Annotated in this window: 24 protein-coding genes; 18 read left to right on the top strand and 6 right to left on the bottom strand. The window is 60.9% G+C overall.

Annotation, left to right across the window (positions count from 1 at the left end; all coding sequences use genetic code 11):
* From ahbB to BLP65_RS08005, 13 genes are all read left to right on the top strand, one after another.
* The gene (ahbB, locus tag BLP65_RS08065) at nucleotides 1-510 is read left to right on the top strand and encodes a siroheme decarboxylase subunit beta (protein ID WP_092995148.1); all 510 of its coding nucleotides are present in this window, start codon (nucleotides 1-3) and stop codon (nucleotides 508-510) included.
* A 76-nt stretch (nucleotides 511-586) separates the two neighbouring features.
* Nucleotides 587-1,759 carry a heme d1 biosynthesis radical SAM protein NirJ gene (gene nirJ, locus BLP65_RS08060; protein ID WP_092995146.1) on the top strand — a complete coding sequence of 391 codons (1,173 nt, stop codon included), beginning with the start codon at nucleotides 587-589 and terminating at the stop codon, nucleotides 1,757-1,759.
* A gap of 3 nt (nucleotides 1,760-1,762) precedes the next feature.
* Nucleotides 1,763-3,325, top strand: coding sequence for a nitrite reductase (locus tag BLP65_RS08055; protein WP_092995143.1), 1,563 nt, complete (start codon nucleotides 1,763-1,765; stop codon nucleotides 3,323-3,325).
* 138 nt (nucleotides 3,326-3,463) lie between these two features.
* Nucleotides 3,464-4,297, top strand: a complete 834-nt coding sequence (locus BLP65_RS08050; RefSeq protein WP_139181457.1) for a hypothetical protein — start codon at nucleotides 3,464-3,466, stop codon at nucleotides 4,295-4,297.
* A 299-nt stretch (nucleotides 4,298-4,596) separates the two neighbouring features.
* Nucleotides 4,597-5,172 carry a cytochrome c oxidase subunit 3 family protein gene (locus BLP65_RS08045; protein WP_092995137.1) on the top strand — a complete coding sequence of 192 codons (576 nt, stop codon included), beginning with the start codon at nucleotides 4,597-4,599 and terminating at the stop codon, nucleotides 5,170-5,172.
* Nucleotides 5,173-5,283: 111 nt separating this feature from the next.
* Nucleotides 5,284-5,559 (top strand): cytochrome C oxidase subunit IV family protein, encoded by a 276-nt coding sequence (locus BLP65_RS08040; protein WP_092995134.1) that lies wholly within the window; start codon nucleotides 5,284-5,286, stop codon nucleotides 5,557-5,559.
* A gap of 10 nt (nucleotides 5,560-5,569) precedes the next feature.
* On the top strand, nucleotides 5,570-6,376 hold the full coding sequence (locus BLP65_RS08035) for a CbbQ/NirQ/NorQ/GpvN family protein (RefSeq protein ID WP_092995131.1): 807 nt from the start codon (nucleotides 5,570-5,572) through the stop codon (nucleotides 6,374-6,376).
* A 22-nt stretch (nucleotides 6,377-6,398) separates the two neighbouring features.
* Nucleotides 6,399-6,794 carry a hypothetical protein gene (locus BLP65_RS08030; RefSeq protein ID WP_092995128.1) on the top strand — a complete coding sequence of 132 codons (396 nt, stop codon included), beginning with the start codon at nucleotides 6,399-6,401 and terminating at the stop codon, nucleotides 6,792-6,794.
* 54 nt (nucleotides 6,795-6,848) lie between these two features.
* Nucleotides 6,849-7,886, top strand: coding sequence for a 4Fe-4S binding protein (locus BLP65_RS08025; RefSeq protein ID WP_092995125.1), 1,038 nt, complete (start codon nucleotides 6,849-6,851; stop codon nucleotides 7,884-7,886).
* Between the two features lie 17 nt (nucleotides 7,887-7,903).
* Nucleotides 7,904-9,742 (top strand): nitric oxide reductase activation protein NorD, encoded by a 1,839-nt coding sequence (locus tag BLP65_RS08020; RefSeq protein WP_092995122.1) that lies wholly within the window; start codon nucleotides 7,904-7,906, stop codon nucleotides 9,740-9,742.
* Between the two features lie 205 nt (nucleotides 9,743-9,947).
* Nucleotides 9,948-11,837 (top strand): AsmA family protein, encoded by a 1,890-nt coding sequence (locus BLP65_RS08015; protein ID WP_092995119.1) that lies wholly within the window; start codon nucleotides 9,948-9,950, stop codon nucleotides 11,835-11,837.
* On the top strand, nucleotides 11,834-13,492 hold the full coding sequence (locus tag BLP65_RS08010) for a L,D-transpeptidase family protein (protein WP_092995116.1): 1,659 nt from the start codon (nucleotides 11,834-11,836) through the stop codon (nucleotides 13,490-13,492). Before BLP65_RS08015 ends, BLP65_RS08010 begins: the two co-directional genes overlap by 4 nt.
* A gap of 195 nt (nucleotides 13,493-13,687) precedes the next feature.
* Nucleotides 13,688-14,128: a peptidoglycan L,D-endopeptidase MepK gene (locus BLP65_RS08005; RefSeq protein WP_217631933.1), complete on the top strand. Its 441-nt coding sequence runs from the start codon at nucleotides 13,688-13,690 to the stop codon at nucleotides 14,126-14,128.
* Nucleotides 14,129-14,616: 488 nt separating this feature from the next.
* Here BLP65_RS08005 and BLP65_RS08000 read toward each other — a convergent pair whose 3' ends face one another.
* The 3 genes from BLP65_RS08000 to ku all read right to left on the bottom strand — a co-directional run bounded on the left by BLP65_RS08000 (nucleotide 14,617) and on the right by ku (nucleotide 19,023).
* Nucleotides 14,617-15,090, bottom strand: a complete 474-nt coding sequence (locus BLP65_RS08000) for a hypothetical protein (RefSeq protein WP_092995110.1) — start codon at nucleotides 15,088-15,090, stop codon at nucleotides 14,617-14,619.
* Between the two features lie 436 nt (nucleotides 15,091-15,526).
* A complete protein-coding gene (gene ligD / locus BLP65_RS07990) occupies nucleotides 15,527-18,040 on the bottom strand; it encodes a DNA ligase D (RefSeq protein WP_092995104.1) in 2,514 nt (837 codons plus the stop codon).
* 137 nt (nucleotides 18,041-18,177) lie between these two features.
* The gene (gene ku / locus BLP65_RS07985) at nucleotides 18,178-19,023 is read right to left on the bottom strand and encodes a non-homologous end joining protein Ku (protein WP_092995101.1); all 846 of its coding nucleotides are present in this window, start codon (nucleotides 19,021-19,023) and stop codon (nucleotides 18,178-18,180) included.
* Nucleotides 19,024-19,359: 336 nt separating this feature from the next.
* Between ku and BLP65_RS07980 the strand changes: the two genes are divergently transcribed.
* Together BLP65_RS07980 and BLP65_RS07975 are read left to right on the top strand one after the other, a co-directional pair.
* Nucleotides 19,360-20,685: a sigma-54 interaction domain-containing protein gene (locus BLP65_RS07980; protein ID WP_092995098.1), complete on the top strand. Its 1,326-nt coding sequence runs from the start codon at nucleotides 19,360-19,362 to the stop codon at nucleotides 20,683-20,685.
* The gene (locus BLP65_RS07975; RefSeq protein WP_217631932.1) at nucleotides 20,685-21,761 is read left to right on the top strand and encodes a glycosyltransferase family protein; all 1,077 of its coding nucleotides are present in this window, start codon (nucleotides 20,685-20,687) and stop codon (nucleotides 21,759-21,761) included. The genes BLP65_RS07980 and BLP65_RS07975 overlap by 1 nt, the downstream gene beginning before the upstream one ends.
* Before the next feature lie 412 nt (nucleotides 21,762-22,173).
* Here BLP65_RS07975 and BLP65_RS07970 read toward each other — a convergent pair whose 3' ends face one another.
* The 3 genes from BLP65_RS07970 to BLP65_RS07965 all read right to left on the bottom strand — a co-directional run bounded on the left by BLP65_RS07970 (nucleotide 22,174) and on the right by BLP65_RS07965 (nucleotide 24,503).
* A complete protein-coding gene (locus BLP65_RS07970) occupies nucleotides 22,174-23,154 on the bottom strand; it encodes a hypothetical protein (RefSeq protein ID WP_092995092.1) in 981 nt (326 codons plus the stop codon).
* Between the two features lie 150 nt (nucleotides 23,155-23,304).
* On the bottom strand, nucleotides 23,305-23,478 hold the full coding sequence (locus BLP65_RS17070) for a hypothetical protein (protein ID WP_217631931.1): 174 nt from the start codon (nucleotides 23,476-23,478) through the stop codon (nucleotides 23,305-23,307).
* 752 nt (nucleotides 23,479-24,230) lie between these two features.
* Nucleotides 24,231-24,503, bottom strand: a complete 273-nt coding sequence (locus tag BLP65_RS07965) for a hypothetical protein (protein WP_092995089.1) — start codon at nucleotides 24,501-24,503, stop codon at nucleotides 24,231-24,233.
* Between the two features lie 497 nt (nucleotides 24,504-25,000).
* Here BLP65_RS07965 and BLP65_RS07955 point away from each other — a divergent pair, with 497 nt between their 5' ends.
* The 3 genes from BLP65_RS07955 (at nucleotide 25,001) to BLP65_RS07945 (ending at nucleotide 26,147) form a co-directional block, all read left to right on the top strand.
* Nucleotides 25,001-25,291, top strand: a complete 291-nt coding sequence (locus BLP65_RS07955) for a hypothetical protein (protein WP_139181456.1) — start codon at nucleotides 25,001-25,003, stop codon at nucleotides 25,289-25,291.
* 146 nt (nucleotides 25,292-25,437) lie between these two features.
* Complete coding sequence (locus BLP65_RS07950; RefSeq protein ID WP_092995080.1) at nucleotides 25,438-25,947, top strand: DUF6036 family nucleotidyltransferase; 510 nt, start codon at nucleotides 25,438-25,440, stop codon at nucleotides 25,945-25,947.
* The gene (locus tag BLP65_RS07945) at nucleotides 25,944-26,147 is read left to right on the top strand and encodes a hypothetical protein (RefSeq protein WP_092995077.1); all 204 of its coding nucleotides are present in this window, start codon (nucleotides 25,944-25,946) and stop codon (nucleotides 26,145-26,147) included. Before BLP65_RS07950 ends, BLP65_RS07945 begins: the two co-directional genes overlap by 4 nt.
* Nucleotides 26,148-26,272: the final 125 nt, after the last annotated feature.

Here is a 26,272-nt window from a genome sequence, read left to right as displayed (position 1 = left end):
ATGAATACAGCTGAAGCAATCACCACCGAATACACACTCGACGATACCGATCGCGCCATTATACTGGCCACCCAGTCCGGACTGCCGCTGACGCCCCGCCCCTATCACCAGCTGGCGGATCAGCTGAATCTTCGGGTCGAGGAAGTACTGGCACGCTTTCGGCGCATGGCCGAGGCCGGGGTGATTCGTCGCATCGGTGCGGTTCCCAACCATTACAAACTCGGATACCGTGGTAACGGCATGAGTGTCTGGAACGTTCCCGATGCACGCATCCGCCACTGGGGACAAAAAATCGGTGCGCTCGACGAGGTCAGCCACTGTTACCATCGGCCCCGTCATCTACCCGAGTGGCCTTACAATCTGTTTGCCATGGTGCACGGTCATGACCGCGCTGCCGTCGAGGAGCAGGTGAATCGGATCGCCGAACTGCTGGGCGATGATGACCTTGGGCATGAAGTGCTGTTCAGTACACGGATACTCAAGAAAACGGGCCTGCGGATTACCGGCTGATTTCCACCGGTTGATACGCGGTGCCGCATGCAAAGTTCCCGGGTGCCCACCTTCGCCAACCGACAGGACACAGAACATGTTCCGAGTTTCCCAATTCATGAAAGCCCTTACGGCTCCTGTGCCCACTCTCCCCCCCAGCCGGGGACCGATGCCGGGCCCGGTGGTGATCTGGAACCTGATTCGCCGCTGCAATCTCACCTGCAAACACTGCTACTCGATCTCGACCGACACCAACTTCAAGGGTGAACTCTCCACGGAAGAAGTGCTGACGGTGATGGAAGACCTCTACGCCTTCGGTGTTCGCGTGCTGATCCTCTCCGGTGGTGAACCGCTGCTTCGGCCGGACATCTTCACCCTCTCCGAACGGGCCAAGGCCATGGGTTTTTATGTCGGGCTCTCGACCAACGGTACCCTCATCGACGAGAGCAACATCGACGCCATTGCCGCCGTTGGCTATGACTACGTCGGTATCAGCATCGACGGGCTGCGGGAGACTCACGACGAATTTCGTCGCCTGAAGGGGGCCTTCGATGCCTCCATGCATGGCATTCGCCTGTGCCGGCAGCACGACATCAAGGTCGGTCTGCGCTTCACTCTGACCCGGGACAATGCCGCGGATCTGCCCGGGCTGCTGCAAATCATGAACGATGAGGACGTCAGCAAGTTCTATCTGTCACACCTCAATTATGCGGGCCGCGGCAACAAGAACCGGCGCAACGATACGGTGCACCGGATGACGCGCGACGCCATGGACCTGTTGTTTGCCACCGCTTGGGAGGATGCCCGGCAGGGAGGAGAGCGCGAGTTTGTCACCGGCAACAACGATGCCGATGGTGTCTACCTTCTGGATTGGGTCAGGCAGCGCTATCCGGATTATGTGCCCGTGATCCAGACGATGCTCGAACGCTGGGGTGGGAATGCCACCGGCGTCAATGTGGCGAATATCGACAACCTCGGCAAGATCCATCCGGACACCATGTGGTGGCACTACGAACTGGGAAACGTCCGCGAGCGCCCCTTCTCCGAAGTCTGGGAGGATGTCTCGGACCCGTTGATGGCCGGTCTCAAACAGCACCCCAGGCCGGTTACCGGCCGCTGTGGCGCCTGCAAATGGCTGAATATCTGTAACGGCAATACCCGGGTGCGTGCCCACCAGACCAGTGGCGACTGGTGGTCGGAGGATCCGGGTTGCTATCTCACCGACGAAGAGATCGGCCTCAACCCGCAAGCGGTGGCTGCCGGAGGATAACCCTTGAAACGCCTGTTGCTCACGGCCGCAGCCGTACTGCTGGCCACCGCCGTTCGGGCGGAGACGGTGCCCGGCGAAAAATCCGGAACGGAAGAACTTTTTCAGCAGCACTGTGCCGCCTGTCACGGTACCGATCGCCTGGGTGGGACCGGCCCGGCCCTGCTGCCGGAAAACCTCAAGCGGTTGCGGCCGAAAGCCGCCGCCCGGGTGATTGCCGAGGGACGCGCCGCCACGCAGATGCCGGGCTTCGCGGACAAGCTGTCCGAGGCTGAGATGGCCTCCCTTGCCGAGTATGTCCATACGCCGCTGCCGGAAGTACCCCGCTGGCGCATGGCCGAGATCCGGGACAGCCACATTATCCACAATCCGCTCCACACCCTGGGCGATACACCGGTTTTTTCGGCCGACATGCTCAACCTGTTCGTCGTGGTCGAGGTCGGAGACCATCACGCCACCATTCTCGATGGTGACAGTTTCAAACCCATTCACCGCTTTGCGACCCGCTTCGCACTGCACGGCGGCCCCAAATACAGCCGTGACGGACGTTTCGTCTATTTCGCATCCCGGGATGGCTGGATTACCAAATACGACATCTACAATCTCAAGCCGGTTGCCGAAGTCCGGGCCGGTATCAACACCCGCAATATCGCCGTGTCGGCGGATGACCGCTACATCATGGTGGCCAACTATCTTCCCCATACCCTGGTGGTTCTCGATGCGCGCAACCTCGAGCCCGTCAAGGTGATCGACGCGGTTGGTAGCGACGGTACCTCCTCGCGGGTCAGCGCCGTCTACACCGCGCGTCCGCGAAACAGCTTTGTCGCCGCCCTCAAGGACATCCCCGAGGTCTGGGAAATTAGTTACCTGGACGAACCGCCCAACGACTATGCCGGGTGGACCCACGACTATCGGAAGGAGTCGGGCGACCTGGAGCCTGTCGCCCGTTTCCCGAAACGCCGCATCACCGTGCATGACTACCTGGATGACTTCTTCTTCGACCAGGACTACGAATTCGTGATCGGTACCTCCCGCAAGGGAACCGGCCAGGTCGTCAACCTGGATACCAGTCGGGTGGTCAGTGAGCTGGAAATTCCCGGTATGCCGCACCTCTCTTCCGGCATCACCTGGAATTACCGCGGCCGCACGGTGATGGCGACGCCCAATCTCAAGGAAGCGGAGGTCAGCGTTGTCGACATGGAGAGCTGGGAAAATGTCGCTCGCATACCGACACTGGGCTCGGGCTTTTTCATGCGCAGCCACGAGAACACTCCCTACGCCTGGGTCGACGTGTTTTTCGGCGAGCACCGCGATGCCATGCACGTTATCGACAAGCAGAGTCTGGAAATCGTCAAGACCCTTCGCCCGGCACCCGGCAAAACCGCGGCACACGTCGAGTTTACCCGTGACGGCCGTTACGCCCTGGTCAGTATCTGGGACATGGACGGGGCGGTAGTGGTGTACGATGCAAAGACCCTCGAGGAGGTCAAACGGATTCCGATGGTGAAGCCCTCCGGAAAATACAACGTCTGGAACAAGACCCGGCTCTCGGAAGGCACCAGCCATTAGGGGCAGTGGCTAGTGACGAGTGGCTAGTCGCTAGTAGCGAGTTGCTAGTGGCCAGGCTGTAGGTCGGCCTTCAGGCCGGCACCGATTTCGATGGGTTAGTAGTGATGAATCACAGGCGACAAGTGGCGGGTATGAACAGTGAGTAGCAACAGGTGGCGGGCGCTGGTGGTTTCTTTTCTCATCGTGGCGACGGTTTCGGCGGCCGGTGCGAAGGAGGTGGTTGTCCGTTTGCCGCCGGAGTCGCTGGCCAACTGGTACAAGCCGCAAAATGAACGCCAGGTCTGGCTGCATACCATGTTCGGCCTGCGCGAAGCGATGCAGGCGGTGGAGTACTATACCGACACAGGGAACCGGGACAGGGCTATCCACTGGAGTGAACGCCTTCATGATCTCTATACCGAGATTCCCCGTATGGTCCCCGAATGGCAGATAGAGGTCGAGCCGGAAACCATGGAGCGGCTGGTGACCGCCGTCCGCAGTGCCGACAAGACAGAGACCGAGGCCGCACTGCGCCGCCTCGATACCACTTGCGACGGTTGTCACTCGGATTTTCAGGCCACGGCGGCCGCGCTTTACCGCTCTCCTGACTACGGCAATGTATCTGTCGCCGACGGCCACGGCGGCGAGACCACCTATCCCGAAGCGATGCGCCAGATCAGCCGTTCACTCAATGACGTCAAGATCGCGCTCAAGGACGGTTTCCCCCGGCGGGCCCAGGCGGCAGTGGCGACTCTGCGCAGCGAGCTGGACCGGTTATCCGGGAGTTGTGCCTCGTGCCACCGAGATTCAGCGCCGAGAGAACGCATTTTTGCCCACACCCCTGACCTGCTGGACAACCTGCATACGGTTCTGGAGGGGACGGACCGCAGCGCCCAGGGCCGTCTTCTCGGAGAGCTCGGGGTAACGGTATGCGCCCGCTGCCACTCGGTGCACCGCACCCTGGGCGACTTGCGCGACGAGATCGAGCGCTGATCGTCCAGGCGCTGTGCTCAGCCCATTGTCATTGCGAGCCGTACCCCCTGCTGTGCAGGCCCGATTCAATGAAGGAATGGTAACCACGGGGTGCACGGGGACAACGGGGGTAAAACCGGTTATTCGAGTCTTTTTCTCCCCCGTGCGCCCCGTGTTCCCCGTGGTCCGAAAGGGGTGTAAACGATTCGAGGCCGTAAACTGATCTCCTCTTCATTTAATTCCTGACTGTTTGACTCAGGTCAATGCGGCGCTGCCCCCGTTTGGGCGCTAATAGGGCTGCTGATCGAACAGGAGTGAATATGACTACCGCCGTCGCAACCGAACGCCGCCTGCCGGGCGATCTGGCTATCTGGTTCTTCATCTTTGCAGAACTGCTGGTCTTCGGGGTGCTGTTCCTCAGTTATGCCTTCACCAGGAACGGCGACGTGGCGCTTTTCAACGCCTCCCAGCTCACGCTCGACCGCGTCGGCGGGATGTTCAATACGCTGGCACTGATTACCAGCAGTTATTTCGTGGTGCGTGCGGTGGTGGCCATCCGTGCCGACCGCCAGGAGGCCTGTTCACGCTGGTTAATCGCTGCGATGGGCATGGGCGGGCTATTCCTGGCGATTAAAACGGCAGAATTCGCCGGCAAGTTCGCCGCCGGTGTTGGTCTTTCCACCAATACCTTTTACATGTTTTACCTCATGATGACGTTCTTCCACTATATGCACGTCATCCTCGGAATGGTGATTCTGGGGTATATCCTCCTGAAGACGCGTAACGGCGGTTATTTTGCCTCCGAACACACCGGCATCGAAAGTGGCGCCTCCTACTGGCATATGGTGGACCTGGTGTGGATTGTGCTGTTTCCGCTGGTCTACGTGATCCGCTGATGATTCCCCGTTTCTCCTCTTTCGAGGTATCTCGCAAATCGTATATCGCCACGCGTACGGGCCGCCCAGAATGAACTCCGTGCGCGCGGCAAGACCGAAGAGAGTGTTGACATGAAATCAGAATCGACCACCGTCAGAGCTTTCACCGTAATATGGGTGCTGCTGCTTGTATTGACGCTCATGACATTCGCCATCGGGGAAATGCAATTGGCAGGACCGGCGGCGGTCTCTTTTGTACTCGCCATGACGCTGCTCAAGAGTCAGCTGGTGGCCAGCTGGTTCATGGGCCTGCGGCGCGCGCCGATACTGTTCCGGGCAATCATGACCGGTTATCTCGTCGTGGTGACAGCATTCATTGCCATTGCCTACCTTGTGGGCCTCGAATAGGAGAACAGTCGTGACTGCCGAAGCAAAGCGAACCGCGTTCCAGGAGTTGCCTTTCTATTCTCCCCAGGGCCAGGAGATTGCGCTTTTCGAGAACGCCTATCAACACCAGCTGCCGGTCCTCATCAAGGGGCCGACCGGTTGCGGAAAGACACGCTTCATTCGCCATATGGCAGCCAGGCTCGGGCGGCCGTTGTATACTGTGGCCTGCCACGATGATCTGACCGCTGCCGACCTGATTGGCCGTCACCTGATCGGGGACGGCACCACCTACTGGGCTGATGGCCCCCTGACCCGCGCAGTGCGTGAAGGGGCGATCTGCTATCTTGATGAGGTGGTCGAGGCTCGCAAGGACACCACCGTGGTGCTGCATCCGCTTTCGGATGACCGGCGTACACTGCCCATCGAACGCACCGGAGAGGTCCTCCAGGCGCCGCCGGAGTTCATGCTGGTGGTTTCCTACAATCCCGGTTACCAGAATCTGCTGAAAGGCATGAAGCCGAGTACGCGGCAGCGTTTCGTGGGTATGAGTTTCGACTACCCGCGTCCCGAGACCGAGCGGCAGGTGGTGATGGGAGAGTCCGGTGTGAAAACCGCCACTGCCGAACGGCTGGTGGCGCTGGCCGGAGGGTTGCGCGCCCTCAAGGATCACGATCTGGAGGAGTCCGCCTCGACGCGGCTTCTGGTCTATGCGGGCACGCTGATCAACAACGGTTTCGACCCGGTGGAGGCCTGCAGGGCTGCCATCGTGGAGCCCCTTACCGACGATCCGGAAACTGCAGACGCCCTTATGGAAGTCGTACGCGCGGTGTTCGGATAACGTTCACAAATTTGGAGAAGAAATGGCGGAAGCAGCTGATATAACAGACATTCCCGGGCAGCGACTCGCCATTATCGCCGAGGCGCTCTACCTGGTGAACCTGCTGCTGCTACCGGCTGTGGGATGCATCATCCTGTTCTGGGTCTATCTGCGCACCTATTCCGATGCCTCGCCGCTGGCCCGCAGCCATCTGGCACAGACCGTGCGCGCAACCATGTGGGCCGCTCTGCTGCTGATCTGGGTGACCATTCTCATCCTTGCGGCAGGGAACTGGGCCACACCCGCCGCCTGGACCGTGGCACTGCTGCACTTCCTCACCGTGCACACTTTTCTGGTGCTGCTGGGCGTAATAGGACTGGCCAAGGCGATGGCCGGAAAATCGTATCGTTTTCCTCTCGTGGGAGTTCCCTGTGACTAGGCGCGCTGTGCCTTGTCCTGACACTTTTGGGGGGCTCTGAAAGTGCCATTTCGTATGAAACAGTACACCAGGGAGACCAAGCGGCTGTGGTTGCGGTCCGCGTTCTTTGTACTGTTTGTGCTGGCCCCCCCGCTGGATCTCTTCCGGTTCGACCTGACCCTGGGACACTTCTTCCTTTTTGGCTATCCCTGGACTCTGGGGATTGATCGCTTTGCCGCCGGCGAGATCGGCGCCGGGGGCGCCGCCGTCCAGATGGCGCTGCGCGGCCTGCTGCCCATTGTCCTGGTGGTCGGTGGCGTGATCTGGGTCTCCTGGAAATACGGGCGGCTCTATTGCGGCTGGCTCTGCCCGCATTTCTCGGTGGTGGAAACCATCAATGCGCTGATGCGGCGCGCCATTGGTAAACTCAGTGTTTGGGACAAGCGGCGGTTGCCCGAAATCCTGCCGGACGGACGGCGGATCCGCCCCTCCCGGATATGGTGGATCCCCACGCTGTTTGCGGTGGTCGGCTTTGCGTTCCTCTGGGCGACCGCACTGCTGACCTACCTGCTGCCGCCGGCCGAGGTCTACGGCAACCTGGCCAACCTGCAGCCGACCCGCAACCAGGCACTGTTCATCGGCATTGGCACGCTGCTTTTCAGTATCGAATTCCTCTATGCCCGGCACCTGTTCTGCCGTTTCGGCTGTGCTGTCGGCCTGTTCCAGAGTCTTGCCTGGATGGGCAACAAGAAAGCCATGGTGGTCGGCTTCGATCGCCATCGCGTCAAGGCATGCACCGACTGCGACAACGCTTGTGACAACGCCTGCCCGATGCGTTTGAAGCCCCGCTCCATCAAGCGGCGGATGTTTACCTGTACCCAGTGCGCACGCTGTCTGCAGGCCTGCGACCAGGTCATGGGCGGCCCCCGGGAGAGCCTGCTGCACTGGGTGAGCGGCGCTGATGCCCTGGATGTATCCGATCGTGAATTCGGGCGCTCGGACGGCAGGAGGGAAGGCAACAGGACGCCGGGAACACAATCTTCCCGCTGTGGGTCCAATAGTGACGGTGGTCATCTCCTCTGCGGGCTCTGCGACTCCGCCAACTCCTCGTAACCGAAGGTGCGCGACTGATGGAAGAGTGGGTCGGAAAAAAATGGCATCGCTGGATCACCAGTACCGCCGAGCAGGACCATGCCGAGGCGGCGGTAACACTCGAAGAGATGCGGGTGACCCTGGCGGTCCTGTTCCGGGCTTTTGGCGGCGACGGTGGCTTGAAGATCGAGGCGGCTTCCGGTACCGAGCATGGTGCGCGTCGACGTTTCCTGCAGAAGGTCGCCGGCACGGGTCGTGCAGTTCCGCTCGCATGGCGGGATGAATCCACCCTGCGTCTGCCGGGCCGTATCGATCTGTTTCCGGAACGGGAGCGAAATCGCGATCTCTACCTCTGGTTGGCCGCTCTGGCTGCCGGGGAGGAGACTCCCGATTTGCCGCTTCCCTGGGTGGCGCGCAATCAGGCATTGACCCGTATCGCCCTGGCCCGGTTTCCCGGTCTCCGCACGCGCTATGCCCAGCTGATCGCCGCGCTTCAGGCGCTTCGCCCCGACCCGGACTCGCTCCCTGATGGCGAGGCGGCCCAGGAGCGGGTCATCCGCGCTGCACTCTCCGATCCCGATCAGACGCTGGAATTGCCGTGGGCCGGACGTCCGCCACAGCCGGTTCACCTCTGGTTGCATCCCTCGCCGCCCCTGTTGCGAGCGGTCCGGTGCTCTTCCGAACAGGACGCACCCGACGGTTCACCTTCGGGCGAAAGCAAGGAACCGGAAAAGAAACAGCGCCGCCGTGCCGAGCGGACCGACATGCCTGAGGGGGAGGATGGTCTGGTGGCGATACGTATGGATGCCATCCTCAGCTGGGCGGAGTTCATGAATGTCGACCGGACCACCGACGACGATGATGAGGACGCCGAGAAAGCTGCCGAGGACATGGACGTGATGAGTGTGTCCCGCGACTCGCAGCCTTCGGTGAAACGCCTGCGGTTCGATCTGGATATGCCCGCCGCCGAATACGACGACCTGCCCCTCAGTGAAGGTGTCACCCTGCCCGAGTGGGACTACCGAAAACGTGAACTGCAACCCGACCGCTGCTGCATTCTGCCCATGGAGGCACGCCACCTGGGGGCGCCCGAGTTGCCAGTCCACCTTCGTCGCACGGCGAAACGGCTGCGTAACCAGTTTCAGGCACTGGTGCAGACCCGGATCTGGGAGCGCGGCCTGGCCGACGGATCCGAGGTGGACCTGGATGCCTACCTGCACTTTACCACCGAAAAAATGAGTGGCCATGTTGCTGCAGGCGACAATCTGTACCGGGAGTTTCGCAACGGCAACCGTGACCTGGCGTGCCTGCTGCTTGCCGATCTCTCGCTCTCGACCGACGCGGCGGTCAATGATGACGATCGGGTCATTGATGTTATCCGCGATAGTCTGCATCTGTTCACCGAAGCCCTCTCGGCCACCGGCGATCGGTTCGCCATTCACGGGTTTTCCTCGAAACGCCGTGACCAGGTTCGGGTTCACAAACTCAAGGGGTTCGATGAGCGCCCTGATGATCGCGTCCGGGGTCGGATCAATGCCATCAAGCCCGGGTACTACACCCGCATGGGGGCGGCGATTCGTTACAGTGCCGATCTGCTGTCGCGCCAGGGCGCAAGCCGGCAGTTGTTGTTGATCCTTACCGACGGCAAACCCAATGACCTCGACAAATACGAAGGTCGCTACGGTATCGAGGATACGCGGGAGGCGGTCCGCGAGGCCCGTAAAAAAGGCCTGTTTCCGTTCTGTGTGACCATCGATCGTGAAGGCGGCGAATACCTGCCCCACCTGTTCGGCCCGGACAGCTTCATCGTCATTCGTCGACCGGAAGAGCTGCCGAAACATTTGCCCCTGCTCTACGCCCGTCTGACCGCATCCTAGCGACCATTTCCCGGCGGCCTGACTCGCGGCTTCCGCCGCTCCTACCGCGGTTGGGGTTTCTCCTGTAGGAGCGACGGCACTCGCGATAGCGGTCCGGCTCGTGGCTTCTCCGCTCCTGCGCTACGGACTTGCGTGGAACCGGATCTGTTCGGTGCCGCCCTTCGGTTGGCTCGCTATACTCGCTGGCAAAACCGGAGGCCACGGAATGGCGGGTCGGAAGGGCAAGGGAAAGCACACCGTACTCAAGGGTATCGCGACGCTTCTGCTGCTGATAGCGGCCGCGATGGTTGCCCTCGTGCTTTTGATCGACGACGCGGACGTAGCCCGATTCGCCGAATCCCGGGTCGAGGAAGCGACGGGGCGCGCACTGAAAATCGGTGATCTCGGGATCGACTGGGGATTGCCGACCCGAATCAGAGTCTCGGATTTGCGCCTCGCGAACTCCGCCTGGGCGGAACAGCCGATGTTCGACATCGAACAGGCGACGGCAACCATCGGACTACTACCGCTGCTTCGTGGCAAGGTCTTGCTGACCGATCTCCGAATCGATGAGGGGATCCTGCGATTGACCCGTTCCGCGAAGGGGGCTACAAACTGGACCTTTGGCGGGCAGGATGGGGAAGGAGGGGCTGAGCTGCCGGTCATTACCGGCGCGCGACTGAATGATGTGGTGATTGAATACCGTGATCACACCCGGGACAGTGAACGGTCGCTCGTGCTTGCCGAAGCACACCTGTCGAGCTATGAAGATCGCGCCACTCTGGATATCCGGGGTACCCTTGACGGATTGCCGCTGTTTGCCAGCGCAGAGGGTGGGGACGTTACCGATCTGCAGACCCCGGGCGCGCGTTTTCCGCTCCGCGGCGAACTGGTGATCGCCGAGACGCGGCTGGCGGTCGACGGTGTTTTGACAGGCGATGGGAGCGGGCGGTTCTTCGATACGCACGTGGCACTGAGCGGCCCCAACCTGGGGCGTCTTTTTCCTATCGCCGGGGTACCGGCCCCGCCCACCCCGCCTTATGCCATGAGCGGTCAGTTGCAAAGAGAGGGTGCGCGGTATGTGCTTTCGCAGTTGCAACTGCAGGTGGGGGAGTCGGACCTGGAGGGTCGCATCGGTGTGGATTTTTCGGTCCACCCTCCGCAACTGAAGGGGCACCTTTCCGGAGAGCGTCTGTCGCCTGCGGACATCGGTATGTTTCTGGCCGAACCCGAGAGAGAGGAGGAGCGGACCGAGATATTGCCTCGGGCTCGTATTGCCGAACAGAGGCTGCGGGCCCTTGGAGTCGATATCGAGCTGAAGGCAGGTGTGTTGGAAACCCCCATCATCCCCCTCCGTAACCTCGAGTTATTCATCCGGTTGCAGGATGGTCGCCTCACCCTTCACCCTCTTCGGGTGCGCATCGCGGGCGGTCAGGTGAAGGGCCGTGTACGATTCGATGCGGTCGGCCTGCCGGGGATGGGGCTGGACCTGGAGCTGCAAGGCGTCCAACTGGCGAAGTTTCTGCCGGAGATCGAACCGGTGGAGGCCACCCAGATCGTGATCGGTGGCCGCGTGCGCCTGGCGGGTGACGGGCCCACGATCGCCTCCGCCATCGGTCATGGGAACGGGCGCATTGAACTGGTCGGTACCGGGGGGCGGCTGGACAGTATCCTGGTGGCGGCGGCCGGACTGGATATTGCCAAGTTCCTTCTGGTCCGCGGCGAAGACACCAGTACGCCCATTCGTTGCGCCATCGCCCTCTTTGATGTCGAAAACGGCATTGCCAGGGCAGAGACCGCTGTTGTCGATACCGAAGCCGCCGTGCTGATTGTCGAGGGATTGATTAACCTGCGGAGCGAAACTTTCAATCTGGAGGTGGCCACCCGGGCCAAGGAGCCGAGTCCGCTCTACCTGAATCGGCCGGTAACCGTGCAGGGACCGTTTCGCGACCCCTCCTTTGAGGCGGCTGGCGACCCTGTTCCGGAGATCCTTGGATCAGTGGCTTTGGCGGCACTCTTTGGACCTGCTGCAGCTCTGGTCCCCTTTCTCGAGGCCGGAGGGGCCGAAGCGCGCGATTGTCGGGCGTTGACCGAAAGGGTGGAGGAAGCCGGGTGAACCACTGTTTTGTGAATGGAGAGTTCCGCGCTGGACCGCGCCGCGCCTTGGCCGTCGTCGTGCTGTGTTGCGGATTGTTGAATCCGGCAGCAGCAGATGCCGAGTCCGGTGTAGGAAAGGTGCTGCGAAATTGGCTGCAAAGCGACCAGGCAATGCCCGCCGATGTGGCTCGGCTACCGACCCGCTCTTCCTGGCACAGCGTCTATTCTTCAAGAGGCTATACACCCCTCTGGTTCGATAGCCGCGGACTCAACCCCCGTGCCCGCGAATTCCTGACCTGGCTGGCCAATGAGCGCCATGGCCTCGAATATGCCCGCACGCCCTATATTCCCCTTGGCGAGGTCTCTTCCGAGCGTATCGCCGCCGTCGAACTGCAACTCACCCATGCCCTGCTGGTTACCGCCTCGGAACTTTACCGGGGGCAAACCGATCCCTACAGGGTGGACCCCTCCTGGCATTGGCAGCGGGATTACCTGGCACCGGGGCGGATCATCGAGCTGCTGGCCGATGGCCAATCGGTGGCAACCGTTCTGGACAGTCTGGCTCCACAGGCAACCGGGTACCGCCAGCTGCGTCGCGCCCTTCGGGACTATCGGGCCGCGGCCCGTATGGGCGGCTTCCATTATCTTCCTCCGGGGGAGAGCCTGAAACGGGGTGATCGCCAGCCGCGAATCGCCACGCTTCGCCGCCGCCTGGCCCAGAGCGGCGACCTTTCCCTGGCAGATGTTCCCGACCCGGGGTTTTTCGACGGGCAGCTCGAGAGGGGCGTACGACTTTTTCAGGCACGGCATGGGCTTCGGGTCGACGGTCGGGTGGGTCCCGACACGCGGGCGGCCCTGAATGTGCCGGTCGAGGAGCGGCTTGCACAGATCCGGGCCAGTCTGGAGCGCTGGCGCTGGATGCCCCGGACGGAGGCGCAGCGCTTCGTGATGGTGAATGTCGCCGGGTTTCGTCTCTCCCTTTACGACGCCGATCGTGAACAGCTGAATATGCGGGTTATTGTTGGCCGCGCGGAGAAGGAGTGGGAGACTCCGGCCTTCAGCTCCCCGATTCGTTATCTGGTGCTCAACCCCGGGTGGGTGATACCGGAGGCGATTGCCCGTGACGAACTGCTGCCTCGTCTGCTATCGGACCCGTCCTATTTCGCCCGACAGGGCATTCAGGTGTCCAGGGAAGGGCATCCGGTGGAACTGACCCGGGACGATGTCCTGGCTGCCCTGCAGCTCGACAGGGAGGAACCGTTTCCCTATCGCCTTGAACAGGAGCCGGGAAGCCGCAACGCGCTCGGGCAGATCAAGCTGGTGCTTCCCAATCGCTTTGCCATTTATCTTCACGATACCCCGGACCGTCATCTGTTTACGCGCCGCGATCGGGCCTTGAGCCACGGCTGCATCCGGCTCGAAAAACCCTTTGCGCTCGCTGCTGCACTGCTTGATGACACCTGGGGAAGTGGCCGTCTGCTCGAGGCCGCGGAGTCGGGGGCGTGGAAAAAGATAACCCTGCCGGAGCCGGTACCGGTTCATTTCGTCTATCAGACCGCCTGGGTCGACTCCGAAGGCCGGGTGCAGTTTCGGGATGATGTCTATGGTCGAAACCGGGAGCTGATAGCCGCTTTGCAGGGTGGGCTGCCAGGCTTCATCTCTAACGTGAACTGATTCGTTTACCGCGGTCGCCATCTGCGGTTTGATCTCCCTTGAATTGAATTCGAGGGAAAAATGCAAAACCGTAATCAGCGGAACCGGGTGGACCGTGGCCGACGGGGTTTGCTAAAGGCCGCGGCTGCGTGTGCGACAACGATAATCACACCACCGGCTTTCTCGACCACGAGTGTTCCGGCGCGGGAGGAACACGTGCGGGAACTGGCATTCTATGGCCTTCACACCGGTGAATCCCTGCGCACGTCCTACTGGGAAGAGGGACACTACATCCCTGAGGCTCTGGACGCTGTCGATTACATTCTGCGCGACCATCGCAGTAGCGAGGTAAAACGAATCGATCTGGGGCTACTCGATCTGCTCTGGGCCATCCAGCAGCGGGTGGATGGGCGGGGGACCTTTCATGTGATTTCGGGTTACCGTTCCCCGAGCACCAACGAGGCACTGCGCGCCACTTCCGGAGGCATCGCCAAGTACAGCCTGCACAAGGTGGGAAAGGCCATCGATATCCGCCTTCCGGGTACCCCGACTCAACGGCTCAAACAAGCCGCCGTAGCTCTGAAACGCGGCGGCGTAGGCTACTACCCGGAATCCGACTTCATCCATGTGGACACCGGCCGCGTCCGCTACTGGTAGGGCGCATTCTGACGCACCACCTTCCTTTCCATGAAGCCGCCAGATTTTCAGCGTGCACCAATCATCGCCTGGGGGCAAAACCAAATGCGCCAGCTCCAACCATCACCGGGACGATCCCCGTAGGGCGCATTCTGACGCACCACCTTCCTTTCCATGAAGCCGCCAGATTTCCAGCGTGCACCACCCCTCGCCCGGTGCACAACCAAATGCGCCGGTTCCGACGCCGGGACGATCCGTAGGGCGCATTCTGACGCGCCACCTTCCTTTCCATGGCGCCGCCAGATTTTCAGCGTGCACCAATCATCGCCCGGTGCACAATCAAATGCGCCGGTTCCGACCCCGGGACGATCCGTAGGGCGCATTCTGACGCACCACCTTCCTTTCCATAAAGCCGCCAGATTTCCAGCGTGCACCACCCCTCGCCCGTTGCACAACCAAATGCGCCGGCTCCAACCATCACCGGGACGGTGCATTTGAAGAATTGCACCCTACGCCAACCGTAACTCCTTGAGCGAAGCACGTGCGTCGCCCCGGTCAATGTCGGGAATGATCTCGATCTCCAACGCCGTGAGGCCATTGAGCTCTGTCTGTAGCTCCTCCTCCTCACGTTCGGTCGTCGGCGGGCTGAAGTTGTATTGCTGCCGAACGATCTCGCGGTAGGTGTGTCCGCCGCTGGTAGACCAACGTACTACGAATTCCTGCGTCCGGTTGAGCTCATGCTCCTCGAATACCAGATGTATGCGCTGGATCCGTTGCGGTTCGTCGAAGAGTAACCGTATCGTCTGCGGCCCCGGTACTTCGGCGCGCCAGCCGTCCCTTCCCGGTGGGGCCAGGGTGTTTTCGAACGGGTGTTGCGGGTCTTCGGAGGTCAGCTCGGCACGCGCAATCCGTTCCAGGTCCAGCCAGCCTTCGGCTTCAGCCGGCGAAGGGCGGGCCTGCCGCTCGATAACACGTTTGCGCATGAGGCTCTCCAGTCGGGATGTATCGTTCGAGTCTAGTGTACTGTTGCATGCTTGGCGGTGCTTTCAGCGAGTCGCTGGCCGGCCAGACCGCTCCTGCGCATCCATGCGCAAGAGCGGCCCAAGAACGCAACGCCGCAGATGGCCGGCCAGCGGCTCGCCCGGAGGGAGCCCCCCAAAAACGCCATGACGGCGTTGCAGCGCTTGACAAGGGAATAACCATTGCCTGCGCGCTGCGCCTTGTCCTGACGTTTTTGGGGGGCTCTGAAAGTATCGCCAAGCATGCAACAGTACACTAGCAGTCCTCGGACTGGGATAATCGACCCCGGCGGTAGCCTCTCGCACTCTCTGGTTTCCATGTAGGTCGGTCTTCAGGCCGTCACCGCGACGGGCTAAAGCCCGACCCACAGGTTACCAATGAGCGGCGACAGCCTGTCGGCTATTCAAGCCCCAACTGGCGCCGGACGGCGACGGTAATCGACTGGTGAACACTGCGATAGGTCTTCCAGGGGTCTTCTTCCAGGTTTGTCAGCCGCTCGGAGATATTGTGGACGTTCCACTGGTCCGCTCGAAGGTCGAGTGTCAGTTCGTCCCAGGCGATGGGGGTCGCGACCGGGGCGCCGGCCCTGGCGCGGGTGCCGTAGGGGGTGATTGCGGTTGCGCCCCGGGAGTTGCGCAAATAGTCGATAAACAGCTTGCCCTGCCTGGCCCGCTTCGACGGGCTGGCGGTATAGCGACGCGGGGCATCATTGACCAGGTCCTCCGCCACCGCCTTGGCGAAGGCCTTTACTTCCTTCCAGCCGTGCCGGCGCATGAGCGGCATCACTACGTGCAGGCCTTTTCCGCCGGTGGTTGTCAGAAAAGATTCCAGGCCGAGTTCCCGCAGACGCGAGCGGACCGCCAGCGCTGCATCGACCACGGCCCCCCAATCCAGACCCGCATCAGGATCCAGGTCGAAGATCACCCGGTCCGGGGCTTCGGTCCGGTCGGTGCGCGCGCCCCAGGTATGGATCTCCAGAACCCCCATCTGGACCAGACCAATCAGTCCTTCAAGGTCATCCACGAACAGGTAAGCCTCTTTCCCCGTTTTCTCGGGGATCATTACCCGCCGAATTGCCTTGGGGATTGTGCCCTCGGCGTGTTTCTGAAAAAAACACTCCTTGTGGTGACCCTCGGGGCAGCGCAACAGCGTAAGGGGACGCCCGGCCAACCAGGGCAGAATCCGGTCGGAAACCGCTTGATAGTAGTGGGCAAGATCGCGTTTGGTCAGGCCCTGTTCGGGATAGAGCACCTTGTCGGGGCTGGAGAGCTTCAGACCATCAATGCGATCGTTCAGCAGTCGAGGAGGGGCCTCTTCCCGTGCAGACGCAGTCGATGAGGGCGTAAGCCGTTCTGTCGCCTCGCGTCGCACCTCCGTGGGAGGCTTGTCTTCCCTCAGCCCCTGATAAGAAGGAGTGCGCAATATTCCCTCCCGCGTCCATTCGGCAAACTGCACCTCGGCGATCAGCTCGGGCCGCACCCAGTGCACGGATCGACTACTCCGCGGCAGGCCCGTCGTGAAGGGGGGATCCGCCTGCTCAAGTGGTCGCAGCCGCTCATGGAGGTCCTGCAGTATCGCTTCGGTGAAGCCGGTTCCAACCCTTCCCACGTAGCGAAGCGCGCCATTCTCATAGACCCCCAGAAGCAGCGCGCCAAGTCCCTTTCGACCTCCCGCCGGATCGGTATAGCCACCGACGACGAACTCCTGCCGCAGCAGGCACTTGATCTTCCTCCAGTTGCCGCCGCGACCGCCCCGATAAGGCGCGTCGACGCGCTTGGCCAGCGTCCCCTCCAGGCCGTGGCTGCACGCCTGTTCATGAAAGATGGTCCCATGGCCGGTGATGTGGTCGGCATAGCGAAGGGGAGAGGCGCCACTGCCGACCCGATCCAGCAGCCGGTTCAGGTCAAGCTTGCGCTTTTCCAGCGCCCGGTCGCGAAGATCCAGTCCGTCCAGGTAGAGCAGGTCGAACACAAAGTAGACCAGCTCCTCCTCGTGCCCCCTGCTCAAGGCCTCCTGCAGTCCCTGAAAACTGGTCCTTCCGTCCGGGAGCAGGGTGCAGATCTCCCCATCCAGCCAGGCGTTCTGGATCGGCAGGTCGGCCAGGGCCCGGGCGATGGGACCGAACTTGTCGGTCCAGTCCTTGCCGTTGCGGCTGATTAGCCGGACCTTGCCGGCATCCAGGCGGGCGAGGATACGGTAGCCGTCGAATTTGATTTCATGAAGCCACTGTTCCCCTTCGGGAGGAGTGTCGGTCAGCCGCGCGAGTTGGGCTTCCATCGTAGCCGGCAGAGGTTCCGGCCTGCCCTCAATCTCCGGAAGCAGCGCCTCGCCTCCTGACTCGGAGTGCCAGAGATGGTCACGACTTTCTGCAATCTGCTCCAGGCTTCGTCCGGAGACAACGCTGCGATTTTCCTCGGCTTTACTCCAGTGGCTCCCGGCCTCGTCATCATCCGACTTGATGAGCAGCCAGTTGCGGCTCTCCTTGCCGCCTGTACGGACCAGTGACCAGCGGCCCCTCAGCTTCTCCCCTTCGAGTCGAAAACTGAGGTGGCCCCGCCGCCAGGCGGTCTCGGCATCACCCTCCGGTTGCCAACGGCCGCGGTCCCAGAGCATAACCGCACCAGCCCCGTATTCCCCTTCGGGGATTACGCCTTCAAAGTCGCCGTAATCGAGGGGGTGGTCCTCGGTCTCCACCGCCAGGCGTCTGTCATCCGGATTGGGACTCGGCCCCTTGGGGACCGCCCAGCTCTTCATCACAACCCCAACCTGCAGACGAAAATCGTAGTGCAGCCGCCGCGCAGCATGTTTCTGAACCACGAACAGCGGAGCTTCGCCGGCCGAAGCGGCTTCTTCTCCACCCGGCTCCGGCGTGCGTTCGAAATTCCGTTTATGGCGATATTTTTCCAGTGCCATGGCTATCGACGGTGAACGTTAACCACGGGTACACGGCACGGGAACACAGCCACCACGGAGAACACAGAGGGACTTTTGTACCCACTGGCTTGATTGCTCAGTGCCCTCAGTGGTTTTGCTTTGGCTACCCGTGGGCGTCAGGCCCGCTTTCGGGGTCGCTTGGGTGCGGTTTTCTTGCCGCGCTCCTTCTCCGTCTCCTCGACACTCTTCTTGAGCAGGGACATGAGGTCGACGACCTCGGCGCGGCGGCGTTCGGGAGGGGGTGGTCCGACACCGATCTCGTGTGTTTTCCCGGTGCGCACCTTTTCGTCGATCAGGCGCAGCACATCCTCCCGAAAGTCGTCATGGTACTTCTCGGGCTGCCATTCGCTGGCCATGCCCCCGACCAGCCGTTCGGCCATCTTGATCTCCCGGTCGGATATGCCATAGGCCTCCATGTCTTCGGCGGGCAGATTGAATTCGTCCGGTTTGCGCAACTCGTAATCGTAGCGCAGCATCTCCAGGACCAGTGCATTTTCCACCGGCACCAGGGCCGCCAGATACTGACGGGTCCGCAGCACCACCCGGGCGATTCCCACCTTCCCGGTGCGCCGGAGTGTTTCCCGCAGGAGGATGTAGCCCTTCTCCGCACGCTTCTGCGGCTCCAGGTAATAGGGCTTGTCAAAATACATGAGTGGAATGCCGTCGCCGTCGACGAAGTCGATGATCTCCACAGTCTGGGTCGCTTCGGGATTGGCCTGTTTGAGTTCGTCGTCGGAGACCAGGACGTAGTCGCCCTTCTCGTATTCGTAGCCCTTGACGATCTCATCCCGAGGCACCTCTTCACCGGTATTCTTGTTGACCCGCCGGTAGCCGATGGGGGAGAGGTTGCGTTTGTCCAGCTGATGGAAATGGATTTCGTCCCGCTGTTCGCCCGAGTAGAGGGAGACCGGGACATTGACCAGACCGAAACTGATGCTGCCTTTCCAGATTACTCGCGACATCACGGATCCTCCCGCTGCGGTTTGCAGCAACCGGCGCACTGGACCGGCTCGACATACGGCTCGTGCAGTTCACCGCATTGTTCACAGGCGATCAGCGGCGATGTGCCGGTATGCCGGCACCCCTCTGCCTGACAGGCCGGGTCATCGCACCACCCGCAATGGTAAGGACACACCCTCATTGCACTTTTCGCCTCGTGTCGATTCCATAAAAGATAGTTCTGATCGCCATGGGATGCTGTTGCACCTGAGGGCCGCCGCCGATTCCCGATAGTGCTGTGACAAATATGGCATATCTGAGATAATGGCTGTCATTGACGACATACTGGATTCCGGGCCATGAATGAAAAGATCCCAGCCGAGGTGGTCTCGATTATTGACTCCTTCGGCCAACCGGCTGTCATCATTTCCCGCGATTACCGCATCCTGGCGGCGAACGGGGCCTACAAGAAGGAGTATGGCGACCCCGGACCCAGCGGCGAGTCGCTCTGCTACCGCATGTCCCATCATTATCAGCTCCCTTGCGATCAGGCCGGCGAGACCTGTCCCCTTAAGGCGTGTCGTGAGACCGGTCTGCTTCAGCGCGACCTGCACCTGCACCACACGCCTTCCGGCGAGGAGCACGTGGAGGTGGAGATGATGCCGGTCCGGGGGGAGAGCGGAGAACCGAACTTTTATCTGGAGATCATGCATCACAGCCGTCTGGCCAGTTCCGAGCCGACCGAAAGCGGGCTGGTGGGGCGATCCTCGCCTTTCAACCGTGTGCTGGAGCTGGTGCGGCGGGTTGCCCCTTCTGAAGCGGCGGCCCTGCTGCTGGGCGAGTCGGGTACCGGCAAGGAGCTGGTTGCCCAGGCCGTGCATGATGCCAGCAGCCGTGCCAAGGGTCCCTTCGTGCCGGTGGAGTGCTCGGGGTTGACCGAAAGCCTGTTCGAAAGCGAGCTGTTCGGCCACGAAAAGGGCGCCTTTACCGGTGCCCAGGCCCAGAAGATCGGTCTGGTGGAGGCGGCGCGCGGCGGGACGCTGTTCCTGGACGAGATTGGCGACGTGCCGCTCTCGCTGCAGGTAAAACTGCTGCGGCTCCTGGAGACCAGGACCTTCCGGCGGGTGGGGGGGATCGAGCCCCAGAAGGCCGACTTCCGGCTGGTCTGTGCCACCCACCGTGGACTGAAGAAGATGGTCGAGACAGGGGAGTTCCGGAGTGATCTGTTCTATCGCATCAATGCCTTTCCAATCACCATTCCCTCGCTGCGCGAACGGGTCGAAGACCTGCCGCTCCTGTGTGAAAATCTGCTTCGCCGATTGAACATCGGGCGCACCCTTACGCTCTCCGCGGAGGCCCTCGACTATTTGCGTGCCTATGATTTCCCGGGGAACATCCGTGAGCTGCGCAATATTCTGGAGCGCGCCTCGCTCTTGACGGATGGGGACGTAATCCTCCCGGATCACCTCCCGGACGAGTGTCGGAGCGGTATGCAGCGGTCGGTCTCGGGGCCGATGCCCAACGAAATCATTCCCCTTGACGAGATGGAGCGCCGCTACCTGGGCTGGTCCGTCGCCCGCTTTCAGGGAGAAAAACGCGATTTGGCTGCGCGCCTGGGAGTCAGCGAACGGACACTCTACCGCAAGCTCCAGGACCTTAAGATACCCGAGGAGGCGGGGCACTGATGCACCTGCTGGCCGCCATCTCGCCCCACGGTTTTGGGCACCTGGCCCAGAGCGCCGCGGTGCTGAATGCACTCCGGGCGCGGCAGCCGGGACTGCGGCTGACACTTCGTACTGCGCTGTCACGTGCCGTTCTGGAACGCCGGATCGACGGCCCGTTCGAACTGCAGGTCGCGACTGATGATTTCGGAATGGTGCAGCACAATGCGCTGGAAGTGGATGTCGAGGCCAGCGCACAGCGTTACGCCGAGTTCCATCGGCAGTGGGATGAACGGGTGGAGCACGTGGCGGGAGAGCTGCGGAGCGCCGCCCCCGATCTCGTTCTGGCGGATATCCCCTACCTTACCCTGGCCGGCGCCAGTCGGGCAGGACTCCCCTCCGTGGCGATGTGCTGCCTCAACTGGGCCGACATCTACCGGCACTACTGCGCCGACCGACCCGAGGCCGGCCGCATCCTCGAACAGATCGAGACCGCCTACAGAGGCGCCGATGTATTTCTGCGCACCGCACCGTCGATGCCCATGGTCTTTCTCGACAACGCCCGCGACATCGGACCCATCATGGCGTCCGGCCGCAACCGGCGCTCCGAACTGGACCGCGCTTTCAACACCGGAGGCGAAAAATTCGTCCTCGTTGCCGTGGGCGGCATCCATCTGCGCCTTCCGGTCGAACAGTGGCCGCGCATCGAAGGCGTGCGCTGGCTGGTACAGCGCGACTGGCAGGTCGAGCACCCTGACGCGATCACAATCGAGGACCTGAACCTGCCCTTCGCCGACCTGGTTGCCTCGTGCGATCTGTTGATCACCAAACCCGGTTACGGCAGCTTCACCGAAGCCGCAGCAAACGGCATCCCCGTTTTTTATCTCCCCCGCCCCGGCTGGCCCGAATCGCCCTACCTCGAACAGTGGCTCAGGAAAAATGGAAGCGCAGAGTCCCTGTCCCCCGAGGCCTGGAATTCGAACTCATTCAGGCAAGCCGTCCTGCGGTCACTGCAGGCCGGACGTCATACCCCGGTCTCCGCCACCGGAATCGACCAGGCAGTTGACGAACTGGAGCAACGGATCGCAATCGACCTGTAGGGCGCATTCTCAACCAGCCCCCACAACCCTCCGCAGCCGATGGCTTTGGAGGAGCACCCCACGATCCGCAGGCACGCGCAAATGCGCCGGTTTGTTCACCCTCCGTAGCGGTGCATTTGAAGAATGCACCTACGAGGAATGCAGCGACAGCCGTCGCGTAGGGCGCATTCTTGATAGGACCACTCGCTTGCATGAAGCCGGCAGATTTTCAGAGTGCACCAACCATCGCACGCGGCACATCCAAAATGCGCCGGCCCTGTTCGCCCAATGAAACGGTGCTTTGAAGAATGCGCCCTACGTTCAGCACACAATTTACAACAAAAAATGCCAGATGGGACTCAAAAGCAGCACCGCAACGCCCGTGAGTAGCCAAAACGAATCGATCACTACAGACCACCACAATTGAGAGCGGCTACTTGACCACAAAGGTGATCTGGTCGGTGTCCGTGGCGATGCGTCCATCGTCCCGTTCGCCGTCGATGGAGAGCACCACCTTGTTGCGTCCCGGCTCCAGGGGGAGTTTCACCACGGCCGTACCGCTCGGTGCCACCGTGAACCGGTCGGAGATGTCGCTGCGATTCAGCGAGGCCTCGAAGCTTGCGGGCACGATGGTCTCTCCGAAGACGACGACCAGGTCATAACTTTCCGTCTCCGGCGAAAGGTCCACCGACGTTTCCAGTGGGTTGGCGAAGCGCAGGAATCGGTTCTCGTCCCGGTCGCGCTGTCCCTTGCCGTCGATGAGCTCGCGCTCGTGCGGCAGTTGCGGGCCGACCACTCGTCGCTCTTCCCAAAAGGTTCTTGGGTCGGGGCAGGGGCTGTTGTCCTCGCCGCACAGTTCGCCGTATTCTTCGTATGGCGAGCCTGGGCCCATGTCGATTTTGGGCTTTAGAAGCGCCGTTACGACTCCGGGTGGTACACGAGAGTGCAGGCGGAATCCACTGACAACTTCACCGGGGTCGATAAAATCGAGAGGCTGCCCCCATGGCGTATCAGGAAGCCACACCACGTCTCCATCCCTGCCGATGGTGGCTTCATAACCTGTCGGCGATTCGATGCCGAGGGGGATAGAGTAGGCTGAGGCGGAGGAATGATCCCGTTTGAGGCTGCCATCACTTGGCAACCCGGAGTCATCCAGATAGGGGCGATCCCCGACAAGCGAAGTCGGAAACTCAGGCTTTGTTGCTATCCAGAAGTAGCGCACGGGTGCGAAGCTGGAACTGGGATTGATCACCGTATAGTCATATCGGTAAATCCCCGTGGCTGGGTCGAACCCCACTTCCACCTCGACACTGGAAGCTGAGATATCGGGTGCGATCCATTCGGCCGACGCGGTCACCATCCCCAACAAGAGAATGGCTGTAGTAATGATTATGTGATAAGCAAATGTTTTCATGTAAACCTTCTCCTACCTCAATGGACCGTCAGCGCAGGCTCGCAACGGAAGTGGTATTTGTGTATGACCGACATGGGGGTTCACGTTTTTTGAATAGGTCCTTAAGCTCTTCAGCTTGTTCACTACTCAAGACCATCCGGTTTTGTACATTTACATCCACATCAATCCCCACCTCATGCGAAACATGGCTGCATTGGCTTGCAGGCTTTGGCACAGGTCGAAAATGCCACCATTCGACAGGCTCATATCGTTGAAGCTCAGTTTTCTTACTTCAGGCACTGGTGTGCCTTCGGCGACCCGGTCTTCTATCCATTGGCTTGCCACGCTCTGTAGAATCGATACCAGCCCCAAAGTCCCATAGTTGTTCTTTTGTGTGTATCTTGTCCGGTGGGTGACTGGTACAGTTCATAATCGCTGGACGGTGTCAGCGGAACGAGATCCGGAATTGCGATGGTCAGTTCGGTTTCGCCAGTACTCTCCATGATGTTTGGCGGTTCACTCTCCGCCGATACATCCGCCCTGGCTGTGGCTATCACCTGCTCCCTCAGTCCGACGACGCCGGCGGTGTATTCGGTCCGGAAAACACCTTCTTCGTTGGTGATTCCGGTTTCGGTCGCGCTCCCGAGGGGAACGAGCCGGTGCCGGCCTGTTCGCCCATGTGGGTATGTCCACCGCTGCCGGCCACGGTCCGTGTCTCGATCGTGATGTCGGCATCAGGCAGGGGTCTGTTGGGGCAACCGGAGTCGTTCACTTCAACCTTGACGCCGGTGCTGCCCGCAGACAGATTGGGGATCCCCCCGCCCCCAATTACTTGGGACGGATCCGGTTTGAAGCGGTAGCTACATCCACCTCGGGACCGGTCGAGACGATCTCCAGTGGGTTTTCTATGAGTTGCTCGGGACTTCCGTCTCCGGGGGTATACCGGATGTCCACGGACCAGCTCCCCGCTGTTCGGCAGTAGCTTTTATAGGCGACTTCGTGCCATGTGCTCGTGGTGCCGCACCACACTTGTGGATAATGGAAGAGGATGTAACTGACGAAACAGTTTTCCCTGCCGTCGTACTCTTCATGGAAGGTCAGTGAGGCCGATGATGATTTGACCAAATCCCCTGACGAAAAACCCAGGTCCACCTGTCGCCATCACCGGCGCCGGAAACCCTTGCGTCGGCACCAATGGCGTAATCGTTCAAATAGGCTTTCCCGTCCACCAGGGCGCTGCTGCTGATATTGTTGAAGGCCGATTCTGTGATGTAGCGGTAGACGCCGATGACGGATGTCTCGGCCGCCCCGGAGGCGGCGGACAGGTGTGCCAATAAAACAAATACCCCTATGCGTATACTTCTTTCCATAGCCAGAACTCCTTTTGTAGACCAACAAACCTGGCGAGGGAGGGCGAACGGTTTCGCGCATCGGAGCGCGGTGCGAAGGAAGCGTCAGACGACGCGGTAGGAAGGAAAATCGGGTGCGGGCGCAACGGCCGGCGCGTCCTGTTGCTCATGTTGACTCCCTCTCCCGGGAGGCCGGCTTTGCCTCGTGCCTCCCTTGGCAACTGCCCTCGAATTTCCCGGGGGCGCGCAGCCAACTTTACGCCTGACATGTAATAAGTCAATACCATGCTGTTTGTGAGGAAATATGCCGGGGATGTTTGGCAGTTATTGATACCTTCGCGTGAGGTGGGGAGGTGTTGAGATGCGATTGTGGTACGGTTCCCTTATGTCGTTACGAATAGCTGTCATCTACCTACGCTACTTTTGGCCTGTGGTCCCGGCCGGGGTGGGGGCCGTGGGAGCCGCGTGGCTGTTGCGGGGGCTCGGATTGATGTGGTCTGTGATGGTGCCGGTAGTGATTGGCGGTGTTGTTTTCCTGTTTTTTGTCCGGGTCCAGATTGCGGCTGATACCGGTGCTTGAGGGCCACGCGGGTGAGGCTTTACGTTCTAAGGCTCTGGCTCAGGCGGTGGCGGAGCGCGAGCTAACCGAGTATCTCGATCCGAAAGAGGGTGTAGATGAGGTGGCTATCGATGGGGCATGGGCTTCAGTTAAGACGAGCAGGCACGGCAAGGTTGTTGCGTTGGTAGAGGTTATGGTCAAGATGCGATTGCTCGATGCGAAGCAGCTCAAGGAGTGGCGGTTTGGCTGAGTCCCATACTCGGAATAGGCCACTAACTGCAATCTCACCAGGCTCTCGTGGTTGTTGCGCATCCTCCGGCCTCATGCGTATGGCCTTAATCTCCGGCCTTCGGATGGCGTACATGCGTTGGGGCAAGGGGCCGATGGGGCGAACCAGTGGAACTGACTAGTTTCGAAACGATAACGCGGGCGTTGAATGACTCGCAGGTCCGGTATCTCGTGGTCGGTGGTCTGGCTGTAGTGGCGCATGGCTATGTGAGGTTCACTGCGGATGTTGATTTGGTGTTGGCCTTGGCGCCTGAAAATATCGTGAAGGCATTTGAGGCGCTTGAACCTTTGGGTTACCACCCCACGGTTCCGGTCACCGCTGAGCAGTTCGCCAACCCGGAAACCCGCCGGCTGTGGATCGAAGAGAAGGGGATGACTGTTCTGAATCTCTATAGTGACCGGTTTCGAGGAACATCGGTTGACTTGTTTGTGAATATTCCGTTCAACTTCGAAGATGAATACGACCGCGCACTGTCTGGTGAACTTGTCCCGGGGCTTACGGTGCGCTTTGTGTCTCTGGAAACGCTGATTACAATGAAAGAGCGAGTAGGGCGCCCTCAGGATCTGCTGGATGTGGAGCATTTGCGGATGATTTTGGCGGAGCGGGAGAAGCAATGAGCGAACAACACAAAGAGTCCTGCTCAGACGTGGCTTCCTGGGATGCTAGTCGACGAGAGCAGTTACGCCGCTGGCAGCGGCTGACGCTACGCGAGCGCTTTGAGGCGCTCGACCAGCTATGGGTCACAGCAGAGTTACTGCAACGGGCGCGCGAAGAGGGAAAGCTCAAGGAGCCGGGTAAGCCCCGGGCTTCGGAGTGAACTGATCCAAGCAGGCGAGTTCGAGCCCCCCACAGCAGCTACGCGGCTCCCACGGACGGGACCACAGGCCTTCAACGATATGAGTCTGCCGAACGGTGATTTGGTCGGTGTCCATGGTGATGCGT

Origin of the sequence: Thiohalomonas denitrificans (assembly GCF_900102855.1) — a bacterium.
GTDB lineage: Bacteria > Pseudomonadota > Gammaproteobacteria > Thiohalomonadales > Thiohalomonadaceae > Thiohalomonas > Thiohalomonas denitrificans.
Note: the sequence above shows the minus strand (reverse complement) of the source record. Positions and strands in the feature narration are given on the sequence as shown.

Excerpts from the sequence above, each read along its gene's own strand:
- BLP65_RS08015 (WP_092995119.1), top strand. The coding sequence starts at position 9,948 with ATGGCGGGTCGGAAGGGCAAGGGAAAGCACACCGTACTCAAGGGTATC.
- BLP65_RS08030 (WP_092995128.1), top strand. The coding sequence starts at position 6,399 with ATGGCGGAAGCAGCTGATATAACAGACATTCCCGGGCAGCGACTCGCC.
- BLP65_RS08000 (WP_092995110.1), bottom strand. The coding sequence starts at position 15,090 with ATGCGCAAACGTGTTATCGAGCGGCAGGCCCGCCCTTCGCCGGCTGAA.
- ligD (WP_092995104.1), bottom strand. The coding sequence starts at position 18,040 with ATGGCACTGGAAAAATATCGCCATAAACGGAATTTCGAACGCACGCCG.
- BLP65_RS07965 (WP_092995089.1), bottom strand. The coding sequence starts at position 24,503 with ATGGAAAGAAGTATACGCATAGGGGTATTTGTTTTATTGGCACACCTG.
- BLP65_RS07980 (WP_092995098.1), top strand. The coding sequence starts at position 19,360 with ATGAATGAAAAGATCCCAGCCGAGGTGGTCTCGATTATTGACTCCTTC.
- BLP65_RS08025 (WP_092995125.1), top strand. The coding sequence starts at position 6,849 with ATGAAACAGTACACCAGGGAGACCAAGCGGCTGTGGTTGCGGTCCGCG.
- BLP65_RS08045 (WP_092995137.1), top strand. The coding sequence starts at position 4,597 with ATGACTACCGCCGTCGCAACCGAACGCCGCCTGCCGGGCGATCTGGCT.
- BLP65_RS07945 (WP_092995077.1), top strand. The coding sequence starts at position 25,944 with ATGAGCGAACAACACAAAGAGTCCTGCTCAGACGTGGCTTCCTGGGAT.
- BLP65_RS07975 (WP_217631932.1), top strand. The coding sequence starts at position 20,685 with ATGCACCTGCTGGCCGCCATCTCGCCCCACGGTTTTGGGCACCTGGCC.
- BLP65_RS08020 (WP_092995122.1), top strand. The coding sequence starts at position 7,904 with ATGGAAGAGTGGGTCGGAAAAAAATGGCATCGCTGGATCACCAGTACC.
- nirJ (WP_092995146.1), top strand. The coding sequence starts at position 587 with ATGTTCCGAGTTTCCCAATTCATGAAAGCCCTTACGGCTCCTGTGCCC.
- BLP65_RS08040 (WP_092995134.1), top strand. The coding sequence starts at position 5,284 with ATGAAATCAGAATCGACCACCGTCAGAGCTTTCACCGTAATATGGGTG.
- BLP65_RS07970 (WP_092995092.1), bottom strand. The coding sequence starts at position 23,154 with ATGAAAACATTTGCTTATCACATAATCATTACTACAGCCATTCTCTTG.
- ku (WP_092995101.1), bottom strand. The coding sequence starts at position 19,023 with ATGTCGCGAGTAATCTGGAAAGGCAGCATCAGTTTCGGTCTGGTCAAT.
- ahbB (WP_092995148.1), top strand. The coding sequence starts at position 1 with ATGAATACAGCTGAAGCAATCACCACCGAATACACACTCGACGATACC.